Below are 13,061 nucleotides of genomic sequence, written 5' to 3'. Positions count from 1 at the left end.
ATTCTCTTTCTGTTACGTCAGTGCTGTTGCAGCAGGCAACGATGCCTTCGCGACCAACTGCTTAATCAATACGGCCAGATCAGCGTGTAAGCCGCCTGCCGTCACCACACGACCCGCACCGGGTCCTTTCAAAACTAGCGGATTATCGCTGTACCACTTTGAACGAATTACAAATACATTGTCACAAGGTGCGATGGCAGCCAATGCGTGCGCAGTGCACACGTGTTCCAATGCCACCTTTGCCACAGCTTTACCATTGTGCAATGCCAAACTTGCCACATAGCGCAACACTTTACCGTCTTGTTTTGCTTGTCTATATTGCTGCGCCATTGCGTCATCCAATTGCGTGCGATGTGACCAAAAATCTTGCCAGCTACCCTGCTCTAACCCCTGAGGAAGTAATGGTTGTAACACAATGTCATCCAGTTCAAGCGCCAGGCCCAACTCGCGCGCCAGTACCAATAACTTGCGCTGCACGTCAGTCCCCGATAAGTCATCTCGCGGATCTGGTTCGGTCAGTCCTCCAGCTTGTGCCTGCAACACGAAATCGGAAAAGCGTGTGCTGCCATCAAACTGACATAACAACCAAGACAAGGTGCCGGAAAATATGCCGCTGATTTCAATTATCTCGTCGCCTGCGTCCAACAGCTCATGTAACGTACGTTGTACCGGTATGCCAGCACCACAGGTGGTATTACTGAGCCATTGTCGCTGATGCATTGCCAATGCCTGACGGATAAGCTGATATTCAGCGCCCGGCAACGTAACGCCCTGTTTATTCGCACTAACAATGTCGCAACCTGCAGCAATCATCGTTGGGTACAATGTGGCAAAGCTGCGGCTAGGTGTAATATCAATTAATACCTTAGCGCCGGGTAATGCATTAAGGTACGTCGTCAAGATTTTATGGTCCCAACGACTACCTTTGGCCAGAGCATCAGACCAGTTGCCGATGTCAATATTGTGTTCAAGCACGGCCTGTCGGGAATTCAGCACTGCCACCAATTCCAACTGTACAACGGTGGCTAAACGTTGTTGCTGAGCGCTTAACATCGCAAGAAATTCTGCACCGACATTTCCCGTACCAGCAACAATCACTTTAAGCACAGGCCTGGCTTGCAACAACCGATGATGCACGTCCTCTAATACGTCGGCAGCTAAAGGTTCAGCTAACAGCCAAATCACCTGTTGGGCATTTTCGTAGCGGTGCAACACTCCCTGCCATTGTAATAGCGGTTCAACAACTTTGACGCTGAAATTACTGTAGGGTTTTAGATACGCCAAGGCATAGTAACGCTGGGTATCCCATACGGCGTTAATGTTTAATTCATCCAGGTAGCCCAGTGCACGCTCTGCGCACACTGTCGGCAGTAACCAACTGACGTTTTCACCCTGTTGTGGTAAAGCAACAACCGGCTGTTGTAAATCCAACGCCAGCTCAGCTGCAGAGACAGCAGCCTCCTGATGCAATGTTAACAATGTAACATCTGACAGCTCGGTTAAAAAACCCTGCTGAGGCGCGTCTTGCTGCATCACACGGCAACCAACATACTGCGGCTCATAGCTACTGCGCACAACAAGGGCTGTATTCGTGCCAGTTAGTGGTGACAATGTCCGTGCATGCAACACTGGATTACCTAACTGAGCTAACTGACACGCCTGCGACCAGCTAACATGTTGATAAGGTACAGCGCGTTTAACTTTACGCGGGTCTGCACTGTAAATGGCTTTTACATCTGTCCAAATGGTTACTGAGGCGGCATTAACTAAGGCACCAAGTAATGTAGCTGAATAATCGCTGCCATTGCGGCCAAGTGTAATGCTATGGCCGTTATCATCACGCGCAATATAGCCAGTTACAATGTAAATAGCTGCAGCTTGACTAAGTTCAGTCAGTAATTCAGCTGATGTAGGCCAATCAGGCTGATAGTGCTTGATTCGCAAAAATTCACGGGCATCAATAGCTAGAGCCGAAAATGCACGCTGCCTCAACACTTCACTTAAAAGCAATGCTGATAAACGTTCACCAATAGCCAATACATCATTAAATTTCTGCTGCGCCAGCGCGTCAGGTATCTCTGCTACCCAGTGTTGTAACTGCGTCAACACCTGCTGCGCAGCTGCAGGCCCCAAAGTGTTACTCACTAACGCCGTAAGCTGTTGTTGTAATGCCATAACGGCGCTATTGCATGCTGCAGGATGCTCAGCCTTGGCAATAATGTGAAGTAGCGCATCAGTGGTATCACCAGGAGCCGACACGACCACCCAGATTGGCTGTGTCTGATCTTGCTGAGTAATAATGTCTGCGACGGCAGAAAAGCGTTCAGCCGTAGCCAAACTACTTCCGCCAAACTTATGAACCTGTGCCAGCTGGCGCTGTTTTTGAGTGGGTTGCAATTGCATAATAATTTACCAAAAAGCGCCCAGTGCCGGATTCAACCGAAACTGCTGCTGATGTTGTTCGTTCTTCTGCTGTGAGCGGCTGGTATTTTGCTGATCCCCCCCCTGAGCGATTGCCTGACTAACCGCGTTGAACGCCTGTTGCAGATCGGTTATTAAGTCATTGACGTTTTCTATTCCCACCGACAATCTAATCAATGTGGGTCCAATACCCGCCGTTTTCTGTGCCTCAGCATCCATGGATGCATGCGTCATTGAGCCGGGGTGACATATCAGACTTTCAATACCACCTAAGGACTGTGCCAAGGTAAAAATGTTCAGCGCCGAGAAAAACACCGGTAACAGTCCCGCATCGGCGGCTAGATCGAAACTGCACATTGCACCAAAGCCAGTTTGTTGTGCCACCGCAATAGCATGACCCGGATGGTCAGCTAATCCGGGATAATATGTTTTTGCAACCAAAGGTTGTTTAGTAAGAAACTCGACTACCCGCGCGGTGTTGTCTTGCTGCAACCGGATCCGCGGCTCCAACGTGCGCAAGCCACGCAAAGTCATATAACTGTCAAACGGTGCGCCTGTAACCCCCAAACAATTGGCCCACCATTTTAATTCATCGCCTAATTGCTGCGTTTTACACACCAGCACACCGCCAACAATGTCACTATGCCCATTAATATATTTAGTCGTCGAGTGCACGACAATGTCAGCTCCCAATGCCAGCGGCTGTTGCAATACCGGCGATAAGAAAGTGTTATCAACCACGACTAACGCTTGCAGACTGCTTGCCAATGAACAAACCGCTCGCACATCGGTAATTTGTAATAGTGGGTTGGAAGGTGTTTCCAACCAAATCATTTTTGGCTTAACAGCACTGATCTGAGATTGCCAGCCCACTTGTTGAAAATTCACCACCAATAACTTAAACGCTTTTTTACGCTGCGCTAAATTGGTAAACAGCCGGTAACTGCCGCCGTAGCAATCATGAGGGATAACTAAGGTATCGTCCGGCGTTAATAACTGTAACGCCAGTAAACACGCTGACATCCCCGTACTGGTAACTATCGCTTTGGCACCGCCCTCTAGCTCAGCTAAGGTTTCAGCCAACAAGTCACGGGTGGGATTATTTGAGCGCGAATAATCATACTGTCCAGGTTGTTTAAACGCGGTTAATTCATAGGTTGAGGTTAAATACAGTGGCGGTGTCACTGCAGAAAAAGCAGGATCTTTAGCGATACCTGCCCGCGCAGCGATCGTCGCGGCATGACGCTTTGACATAATGAAACCCCATTTAGATGTTTAGACGTCTAAAATTATAGTGATAGAAATACAGATGTCAAACCATTTAGCCGTCTATAATGATTATTTGTTGCACACTATTTGACTGAGCGGCATAACAAGATAGAATTTCGCCACTTGCGCGAGCAACACAACATAATGACTAATACAAGGTAACCATATGGCTAAGTGGAATGGGGAATATATTCACCCGTACGCGGAACACGGTAAAAAATCAGAACTCGTGAAAAAGATCACCGTATCTATTCCGCTAAACGTATTAAAAGTACTGACAGACGAACGCACACGCCGTCAGGTCAATAATTTACGACACGCCACCAACAGTGAGTTGCTATGTGAAGCGTTTCTGCATGCGTTTACCGGCCAGCCACTGCCTGCTGATGAAGATTTGCGTAAAGATAATCCGCATCAAATCCCAACAGAGGTTCGGCAGATCTTAACCAGTATGGGCAAACCAATTCCGGTGATCATCGAAGCAGACAGCGACGAAGAGTAAGTTTGTTTTGGTAATAAAAAACCGCCTTTCGGCGGTTTTTTATTATTCTTATAAACTAAGCCAGCGTTAACTCATCGCCGACTGTAATTTTTTCATGGCATTTTTTTCTAACTGACGTACCCGCTCAGCAGACACTGAATAACGATCTGCCAATTCTTGTAAAGTCAGTTTGTTGTTGTCTAACCAACGGGCGCGGATAATATCCTGACTACGGTCGTCCAAGGTGCGCATCGCGGCTTGTAAGCGGTCAACTGCCGCATTATCCCACTGGTCTTCCTCAACGCGATGCGCCAAGTCTGAGGCCTTGTCTTCCAAGTAGTAAACTGGCGCTGTATAAGCCGCTTCATCGTCCTCATCAGGTGCGTCAAATGGCATATCATAATTGCTCATACGCGCTTCCATTTCACGTACTTCATGCTCAGCAACACCTAATGACTCTGCCACATTTTTCACTTCATCCTGATTAAACCAGCCTAAGTGTTTTTTGGCTTTACGCAGATTAAAAAACAACTTACGCTGCGCTTTAGTGGTCGCAATTTTTACAATACGCCAGTTTTTTAATACATATTCATGGATCTCGGCTTTAATCCAATGCACCGCAAATGAGACTAAGCGAACACCTACGTTTGGATCAAAACGTTTTACCGCTTTCATCAGGCCGATATTGCCTTCCTGGATTAAATCGCTAACAGGTAAACCATAACCGGAATAACTGCGGGCAATGTGCACTACAAAACGCAAGTGCGACATAATCAACTGCCGGGCAGCTTCTAAATCACCATTCTGGTGTAAACGTTCAGCCAGACTTCGCTCTTCATCTGCGCTAAGCATGGCAATGGAACTGACAGCATGAGTATAAGCTTCCAGACTACTGCTGGCCGCTACCGGTAATGAGATCATTTCTGCTGTATCGCTCATTTCTATATCCTGTCTTAACTAATTGTGTCGATATTAGCACTCTTTGACAGAGAGTGCTAATTTTAGTTTCCTAAGTTATAGATCTGCTTATTCTAAAAAATCAGGTGTAATAATTAATTGCTATTAAGGACCGGTAGGTTCGATGCCGCTAATATGGCGACGTACCGACAAATAGGAACCACTAAGGCCAAGTAGCATAGCCAGCAGCATCAAACTAAAGAATTCAGTGACACTCAACGCCATTAAATGAAACTCGCTTTCATACAATGACGTGACACTAACAATCGCTCCTTGCAACCACCACAGCATGGCTTCAACAATTAAAAAAGCCAGCAAACCTCCAAATACGCCATACCAAATACCACTGTACAGAAAAGGTGTTTGAATAAATGCATCCGTTGCACCAACCAATTTCATCACTTCAATTTCGTCTTTTTTATTCATAATAGACAAACGAATGGTGTTACCAATAATCAACAACACCGCACCGAGCAACAACACGGCAATGACCAATACCGCCTGGCGCAATAAACTGACTATGGCGTCAAGCCGTGTTAACCAGTCTATGTCTAACTTGCCAAATTCGACTATGCGTTCCTTTGATAATCTGGCAAGCAACTGACGGGCGCTGTCAGCGTGGGTATTTTTGGGTAAAACCAACAACACATCAGGCAACGGATTATCGGTTAAATAATTTAGTGCAGCACCAAAACCACTTACCTGAGCAAATTCAGACAGCGCTTGCTCCCGGCTAATATGGGTAACCTGGGCAATATCATTATCCGCCTGAAGAATTTTTTGCAGGCTACTAATTTGAGTAGCATTAGTCCCCTCTCGGATAAACAAGCTTATTTCAGCTGCCTGTGTGAAGCTGTCGCTGATTTGCTGCACATTTTTTACTAACAAATGCAGGGTCGCCGGTAGTGTTAAACTGACACCCAGTACACCAATAGTCAGTATTGAGGCTGACGGTGTTCGCCATAATTCACCCAAACTAAACAACGCCTGGCGAACATGATTAACCCAAAACATGATAAAGCGACGCGCGATACCCACTTTATGCGCCGACGCACCACTACTAACCCGGCCAGAAAATAAGATACTCATAACGGCGCCTCATCTAAATGCAGCAGGCCATCATTAATCATTCTTCCCTGCTTCAAAGTAAGCGTGCGGTATTTTTTCCGGGCCACTAAGCCCAGATCGTGCGTAGCGACCAACACTGACACGCCAACCTGATTAAACGCTTCAAACACACGCATAATATCTTTGGACAAATCAGGGTCAAGATTACCCGTAGGCTCATCGGCTAATAACAGCGGTGGTTTATTTACCACAGCACGTGCTATACCTACCCGCTGCTGTTCACCGCCAGACAAGGTATAAGGCAGGCATCGTACCTTATCCAACAGGCCTACTTTATCCAGTGCTGCATGCACCCGTTTAACCATATCTTTACCGCTAAAACCTTCGATTACCAAAGGCAGAGCCACATTATCAAATACCGTATGATTCATGAGTAGACGATGGTTTTGGAAGATTATGCCAATATCACGTCGCACGAAGGGTATATGCGGTCGACGAATACGGCTCAAATCAACATCATTAATAAGAACACGACCTACACTGGGGCGTTCAATCAGACTAATCAGTTTTAACAGCGTACTTTTACCTGCTCCGGAGTGTCCGGTAAGAAACGCCATTTCTCCTTTTTCCAGTTTAAAGCTAACCCGATCTAATGCGACAAAACCACCAGGGTAACTTTTACTGACCTGATCAAACTCAAGCATGCTTATTCTTCCTTGCTAAACAACGCGCGAATAAAATCCTTGCTATTAAACACACGCAAATCGTCTATGCCTTCACCTACACCAATGTATCGTAATGGCAATTTGAATTGATTAGCGATGGCAAAAATCACCCCGCCTTTGGCGGTACCATCCAACTTCGTCAGGCTGATCCCCGTCAATGGCACTGCGTCATTAAACACTTTTGCTTGGTTAATGGCATTTTGGCCAGTTCCCGCATCCAGTGTTAGCATCACTTCATGTGGCGCCGTAGCATCAATTTTTTGCAACACCCGCACAATTTTCTTCAACTCTTCCATTAAATGCGTTTTGTTTTGTAAACGTCCTGCCGTGTCGGCAATAAGTACATCGGCTTTACGCGCTTTTGCTGCCTGGTAGGCATCAAAAATAACAGAGGCACTGTCTGCTCCAGTATGTTGTGCAATGACTGGAATTTGATTGCGTTCACCCCATACCTGTAATTGTTCAACGGCAGCAGCACGGAAGGTGTCACCTGCGGCTAACATAACGGTTTTGCCTTGCTGTTTAAACTGCTGCGCCATCTTACCTATAGTGGTAGTTTTACCCACGCCATTAACACCGACCATTAAAATGACAAAAGGCCCGTTAGAATTAACCGGTTGCAACGGCTTTTCAACATCTTGCAATAAGGTCGCCATATCTTGCTGTAACTTATCAAACAACAAAGCTGAATCTTTCAAAGCCTTACGATCGGCATGCTGCTCTAACTGCCGGATTAGCTGTTGTGTGGTATCAACACCCACATCAGCCAATAACAATTGAGTTTCCAACTCTTCATACAGCTCCTCATCGATTTTTCGGCCGCTAAACAACCCAGCTAAACCTGCCCCCAGGTTCTGACTTGTTTTTGCCAATCCTTGCTTTAAGCGTGCAAAAAAACCGACTTTCTTAACCGGCATTTCTGCAGAACTGTGTTGTACCAAAGCCTCTATAGGAGGCGATTCTTGCTTGGTGGTTACTGGCTTAAACGCAGCTGCATCATCCACCGTATTAAATGACGGCTCATCTGCGGGCTCGTCACTATCTGCTAAACAAGCCGGTTCAGCCTCAGATTTTGTATCAGGCTCTGGTGTTGGCTCTGGTAGCTCAGCAGGCTTAAACTCGGGTTGCGCTGCTTCAACAGATTCAGGATCAACCAGTGCTGGCTCAACGTGTTCAACACTCGATTTTTTCGTATCGGGTATCGCAGTATCAACTGGGTCAGTATCTTTACCAAAACCCAACCAAGAGAACAGTTTATTTTTTTTGCTCATAAGCGTAAGTGTATGCAGATAAAAACTAAGGTAAACTTGGCCGATATACTAACACCTTTGCGTTAAAGGCAAAACGGATTAGATGAAACAGGTAAAAAGCCCCCCTAAAAATCGATCGAATGATCGAAAACTCCCGCCAGCCGTTAGTGGTGCGCCGGGTGAAGTAAGAGTGATCAGCGGTAAATGGCGCGGTAGAAAACTGGCGGTACTCAACGCAGACGGCTTGCGACCCACCACAGACAGAGTGAAAGAAACGCTGTTTAATTGGCTTATGCATAATATCGATGGTGCTACAGTGCTTGATTGTTTTGCCGGCAGTGGCAGTCTTGCCATAGAAGCCTTATCAAGGCATGCCAGTAAGGCCAGCCTTATTGAACGCGACAGTAAGCTGGCGCGCCACCTAGAGCAAAACTTACAAAAACTCAGTTGTGACAATGCCAATGTCGTTAATCAAGATTGCTTGTCTGTATTGTCTGGCACGGCAACACAACAATACAGCATCGTCTTTATTGACCCGCCATTTCGCAAAAATCTGGCAATTTCATGTTGCAAGCTGCTAGAAAGCAATCAATGGTTAACAAGTGAAGCACTAATCTATCTGGAAACAGAAAAAGAATTAGCTATTACTGACATACCAGCAAATTGGCGTCTGTTAAAAGAAAAAATTGCCGGCCAACTGGCTTACCGTTTATATCAGCGCGGTTAATACCTCAAAAGACTTACTCTGTGGGGTCAATTTCCATACCCAGATTGGTCAGCCCTTGTTCTTTTACCCAGTTTTGTAGCAGCTGACGTTCATCACGACCGAACTGTTTAAGCGGAGTCACTAAATCAATCAGTTCCGCTAAGCAGTCCATTTCGTATTGCATTAGCGGATGTTCACGGACAATTTTTTTAAGCTCGGCTTCAGTTGTAATGTCATCATCGATGCTGTCATGCTCAATCAATCGGGCAACAGTAGCCTGAGAAATTTTAGCGACATTAATAAACTCGCCGCTGTCTTGTTGGGCAATACCGCTTAGCATCATATCCAGCGCCGTTGCACAGTCTACGGCAGGGTAAACACCAAAGATGTCAAAATTATTGATTTCAGGCGTAATAGCGTCAAGTTCGTCAGAAAGCTTCTCGAAGTTAATTTTAGCTTTTTTAACGGTTAGCCATTCCCACACTAAGGTTAATATATGTCGCGGCAATGCTGCATCACCAGTTTGGGTCACCTCAGCAAACAGCTGATAATTCGGGAGCATGCGCTCCAACAATGCAGCTGCAATAGCGCCTTGCTGATAAAAACTTAGCTCGCGCATACTTTGAAAGTTATTGGCTTTTTGTTTCATCTTTGTCCTGAAGACATGACCAGCAGAGATCAAAACTCTGATAATTTACCTCGCCGCAGTCACACTGCCATTGCGCTGGTTCATGCTGAAGTTGTTGTAAATACTGCGTGATTATACGCTGCGCGACAGGAAATTGCTGCTGTGGAACCCAAAGTTGTACGCCAATATCATTTAGCGGCAACTCGCCGGCAGCACCAGCGAGATATTCACCACTAATCGTTACCAATATTGCCGACTGCTGCAGCAAGCCCTGAACTAAACCAGCTTCAAAACTATTTGCAGCTTTATACACCCGCTGCCATTGTGTAACGTCAGTCGGGTGCAACAGCTCCAATTTAGCTCGTAACCTTCAACTGCTTCTGCGCATATTCAAACTTAAGTTTAAACTCCATAATACGTTCTTCCATGCTCTGCACTTGCAAGTCATGTGCTTCGTTTTGGGTTTGAAGCTCAGTACGAAGGGTGCGTATAAGTTCACGGCTACTATCTGCTTCTTGCTGCTGTTTCTGTTCAGCTGCAAACTGGCGATTTTGAGAGTGCTCTAGTTGAGCCTCTAATTTTTGCAGCTTACCTTGGCTAATTTGATATTGTTCGGTCAAATTAACGTAATCTGCCTGCAACTTTGTCAGTTCGGAGTCTAAGTCACCGGTTTCATCTTGTATTGTGTGCAGTTGCTGCTGAGTCTCAGCCAATTGCTGTTGCGATTCCGTAAGCTGTTGCTGCCATTCTTGTGTTTGATGTGCTGCACTGACCAACTCAGTTTGCTGTTGTTCAATTTTTTGCTGTTGTAATTCAACAGTGTTCTTGCCGTTATGCACTTCCTGCTGCAACTGGGCAATAACTTGCAATTTTTCTTCTTGTGCAGCTTCTACTTCGCTAAAGCGTTGTTGCTCTGCCGAGAAAGCAGCGGCTTGCTCAGCCAGTTGCTGTTGCAAAGCATCTAATTGCTGCTGATGTTTGAAATGCAATTCATTGGTTTGTTGCACTTGTTTTTGTTGCTGCTCAGTCGCAAGCTTTAATTCTGTTTTGCTTTGCTGAACAATCAGCTTCATTTCGTGCACTGCCGCTTTAGCTTGTTCAGCGTCTGCTTGTGCTGTAGCTAATTGCTGCTTTAATTCACTAATGTGTTGTTGTAATTGGCTTATCTCTTGCTGAGACTGCTCGAGTTCTTGCTGAGACATGTCCAACTGTTGTTGCGACTGTTGTAGTTTACCTTCAGTTTCCAAACTGCCACTACCTGCGGCATCTTGCAACTGATTAATTTGCTGCTGTAATTGTTCAAGTTTTTGCGTTTGTTCAGCGTACTGTTTTTTATGTTCAGTCTGTTGCTGCATCGCTTGCGCAAGCTTATCATTTGCGCTATCAAGTTCTTCGGTGACGATTTTATGCTGCTGACGTAGCCTTGATAATTCTTGATTATCAGTACTGGCGACGGGCACCGCTAAATCGAGCTGTTGTTTTGTTTGCTGCCAATCTTTAAACAGTTTTTGGTAGGCCTGTTCTTGCTCAATCAAACGCTGCTGCCATTGTTTTTGGCTATCAGCCACTACAGAAGAGGCAAACTGCTGTAATTGTTGCTGCTGCAAATTTAACAACTGACTGGAAAAATCTACCAAACTGGCTTCCAACTGCTGTTGGGCCGTCTGGGTCAGTTCGGCAATAACTTGCTGCTCGATTTTATTATTGTTTTTTTTCACTGCATTCATTATCGGCTCTCACTTTACTCCGGCAGCAGTTGCACCTATTTTGCACCTGCCACGCCTTAATCACATTAGTACACCAACGTCCCTACTTTAGCAGTAATTCAGGCCGTAGCATACTATGCCATGACTTAGTGTAATATGAGTTATCAGCGATAGCTAACGCTATTACCACTTTTAGCTGTTCAACGTTAATTTTTTCATTACAGGAACTTAACCATGATGGACCTGACAACACCGGCATTGCTGTTTCCGGCAATATCCCTGTTATTGCTGGCATATACCAACCGTTTCTTGGTGCTGGCACAGTTAATTCGTGAATTAAATCAAAGAGAAGGCGACAGTGTAAGGCATTTGGCTAAACGGCAAATATCAAACTTGCGTAAGCGTATCGTCCTAATTAAAACCATGCAGGCCTTTGGTGTACTAAGTTTCGTATTGTGTACTGCTGCAATGTTTTGTTTGTTTATGTTATGGCAAGTTGCTGGCCAACTGTTATTCGTTGTAAGCCTGATTAGCTTATTAATCAGTCTGCTCTATTCTTTATATGAGATCCAAATATCCTGTGATGCCATAAATATAGAACTTGAATCATTGCAGAACGGTTAGGTGCTAAGTAGCGGACAACACTATGAGTAACGATGTGTTTTTGTTTAATGATGAGCCGCAACATGCTGAGACGGAAGTTATTATCAATAACGCTATGCCTTGGCAGGTGTTAATCGTTGATGATGACAAAAGCATTCATGAAATAACCACACTGGTGCTCAACAACTTTGAGTTTGAACATCGCCCGTTACAACTATTACATGCGTTTAGTGCTAACGAGGCACAGCAGCTTATACAACAACATCCCGACATCGCACTGGCAATAATAGATGTTGTTATGGAAACCCAGCATGCCGGCCTCGAGCTCATTAAATTCATTCGGCAACAATTAAAAAATCAACGAATGCGGCTTATTTTACGCACTGGACAGCCAGGAGAAGCTCCCGAAGAGCATGTGATTCGTGACTATGATATTAATGATTATAAAAATAAGACTGAAGTGACTGCCATTAAACTGAAAACGTTACTTTATGCCGGTTTACGGTCCTATCGCGATATTTGTTTTATTGAACAACACAAAATTGGCTTAGAAAAGATTATTGGTTGCACCACCAGCTTTTTACGCTGCACATCGTTACGCGAGTTCGCCTCGTTAATTCTGTCACAGGTGGCATTTTTGCTCGGACTTGAGCGCGAGCAGATATACTGCTGCGCCGCTATCAACAGTACTCCGCAGACACCTTTACTGCTTGACGTTATCGCTAGCAGCACGCCATCGAAGAGCAATGAATTGCCTGCTGACGTTGTTGAAAAAATTAGTCAGGTACAAATAAACAAGCAATCATATTACGCTGACGACTGTTTTATCGGCTATTTTACCACCCACAATGGCAATGAAAATTTTTTATACGTCAGTAAAGGCAGTAAACTAGGGCTTGTTGATCTTTCGAGATGGATTATTAGACAGCATGATGGGCTGGTACAATTACTTTCGCCAAAAACTAACCATGACAACCCATCATGCCAAGGACAATGTTAACAGACGAGTGCTGGTCAAAGCTAATCAGATTGATGCTTAAAACAGGCCGCATTTATGACAAACCGGAACACAGAAATACTTTCGAAGGCATTTTGTACCGGATGCGGGTCGGTTGCCCATGGCGCGATGTGCCAGAAACTTTTGGAGATTGGAGCGCCATCTACCGGCGTTTTAACTTGTGGTCTAAAAAAGGCATTCTGATGCAGCTATTCGCCGAGTTAAGGCAATTGGCTGATTTAGAATGGGA

General features: G+C 45.3%; 14 protein-coding genes. 5 read left to right on the top strand and 9 right to left on the bottom strand.

Annotated elements, in window-relative coordinates; all coding sequences use genetic code 11:
- Window positions 1–12: 12 nt before the first annotated feature.
- Together metL and metB are read right to left on the bottom strand one after the other, a co-directional pair.
- On the bottom strand, window positions 13–2,403 hold the full coding sequence (gene metL, locus H595_RS21640) for a bifunctional aspartate kinase/homoserine dehydrogenase II (protein WP_051219736.1): 2,391 nt from the start codon (window positions 2,401–2,403) through the stop codon (window positions 13–15).
- 6 nt (window positions 2,404–2,409) lie between these two features.
- Window positions 2,410–3,675: a cystathionine gamma-synthase gene (gene metB, locus H595_RS0105055; protein WP_027670224.1), complete on the bottom strand. Its 1,266-nt coding sequence runs from the start codon at window positions 3,673–3,675 to the stop codon at window positions 2,410–2,412.
- 181 nt (window positions 3,676–3,856) lie between these two features.
- Here metB and metJ point away from each other — a divergent pair, with 181 nt between their 5' ends.
- A complete protein-coding gene (metJ, locus tag H595_RS0105050; protein ID WP_027670223.1) occupies window positions 3,857–4,192 on the top strand; it encodes a met regulon transcriptional regulator MetJ in 336 nt (111 codons plus the stop codon).
- Between the two features lie 66 nt (window positions 4,193–4,258).
- On the opposite strand, the gene rpoH is transcribed toward metJ, so the two are convergent.
- From rpoH to ftsY, 4 genes are all read right to left on the bottom strand, one after another.
- Entirely contained in the window at window positions 4,259–5,110 is an 852-nt protein-coding gene (gene rpoH, locus H595_RS0105045; RefSeq protein ID WP_027670222.1) for an RNA polymerase sigma factor RpoH, read from the bottom strand.
- A 123-nt stretch (window positions 5,111–5,233) separates the two neighbouring features.
- Window positions 5,234–6,217, bottom strand: coding sequence for a permease-like cell division protein FtsX (ftsX, locus tag H595_RS0105040; protein ID WP_027670221.1), 984 nt, complete (start codon window positions 6,215–6,217; stop codon window positions 5,234–5,236).
- The gene (gene ftsE, locus H595_RS0105035; RefSeq protein ID WP_027670220.1) at window positions 6,214–6,900 is read right to left on the bottom strand and encodes a cell division ATP-binding protein FtsE; all 687 of its coding nucleotides are present in this window, start codon (window positions 6,898–6,900) and stop codon (window positions 6,214–6,216) included. The genes ftsX and ftsE overlap by 4 nt, the downstream gene beginning before the upstream one ends.
- Before the next feature lie 2 nt (window positions 6,901–6,902).
- Entirely contained in the window at window positions 6,903–8,192 is a 1,290-nt protein-coding gene (gene ftsY / locus H595_RS0105030; RefSeq protein ID WP_084153473.1) for a signal recognition particle-docking protein FtsY, read from the bottom strand.
- A gap of 82 nt (window positions 8,193–8,274) precedes the next feature.
- Between ftsY and rsmD the strand changes: the two genes are divergently transcribed.
- Window positions 8,275–8,898 (top strand): 16S rRNA (guanine(966)-N(2))-methyltransferase RsmD, encoded by a 624-nt coding sequence (gene rsmD, locus H595_RS0105025; RefSeq protein ID WP_027670218.1) that lies wholly within the window; start codon window positions 8,275–8,277, stop codon window positions 8,896–8,898.
- Between the two features lie 13 nt (window positions 8,899–8,911).
- Here rsmD and H595_RS0105020 read toward each other — a convergent pair whose 3' ends face one another.
- The 3 genes from H595_RS0105020 to H595_RS0105010 are packed head-to-tail and all read right to left on the bottom strand — an operon-like array spanning window position 8,912 to window position 11,232.
- Complete coding sequence (locus H595_RS0105020; RefSeq protein ID WP_027670217.1) at window positions 8,912–9,526, bottom strand: YjaG family protein; 615 nt, start codon at window positions 9,524–9,526, stop codon at window positions 8,912–8,914.
- Window positions 9,507–9,860, bottom strand: coding sequence for a putative signal transducing protein (locus H595_RS0105015; protein WP_027670216.1), 354 nt, complete (start codon window positions 9,858–9,860; stop codon window positions 9,507–9,509). The genes H595_RS0105020 and H595_RS0105015 overlap by 20 nt, the downstream gene beginning before the upstream one ends.
- A 1-nt stretch (window position 9,861) precedes the next feature.
- Window positions 9,862–11,232 carry a coiled-coil domain-containing protein gene (locus H595_RS0105010; protein WP_027670215.1) on the bottom strand — a complete coding sequence of 457 codons (1,371 nt, stop codon included), beginning with the start codon at window positions 11,230–11,232 and terminating at the stop codon, window positions 9,862–9,864.
- 213 nt (window positions 11,233–11,445) lie between these two features.
- Between H595_RS0105010 and H595_RS0105005 the strand changes: the two genes are divergently transcribed.
- From H595_RS0105005 to H595_RS0104995, 3 genes are all read left to right on the top strand, one after another.
- Window positions 11,446–11,835, top strand: a complete 390-nt coding sequence (locus H595_RS0105005) for a DUF2721 domain-containing protein (RefSeq protein ID WP_240474830.1) — start codon at window positions 11,446–11,448, stop codon at window positions 11,833–11,835.
- Window positions 11,836–11,857: 22 nt separating this feature from the next.
- Entirely contained in the window at window positions 11,858–12,814 is a 957-nt protein-coding gene (locus H595_RS21635; protein WP_084153471.1) for a DUF3369 domain-containing protein, read from the top strand.
- Window positions 12,796–13,061, top strand: a 266-nt coding sequence (locus H595_RS0104995; RefSeq protein ID WP_037053751.1) for a transposase, incomplete at its 3' end; no start/stop codon positions are given. The genes H595_RS21635 and H595_RS0104995, both read left to right, overlap by 19 nt.

The sequence above is a fragment of the Rheinheimera baltica DSM 14885 genome (genome assembly GCF_000425345.1).
In the GTDB taxonomy this organism is placed as follows: domain Bacteria; phylum Pseudomonadota; class Gammaproteobacteria; order Enterobacterales; family Alteromonadaceae; genus Alishewanella; species Alishewanella baltica.
Note: the sequence above shows the minus strand (reverse complement) of the source record. Positions and strands in the feature narration are given on the sequence as shown.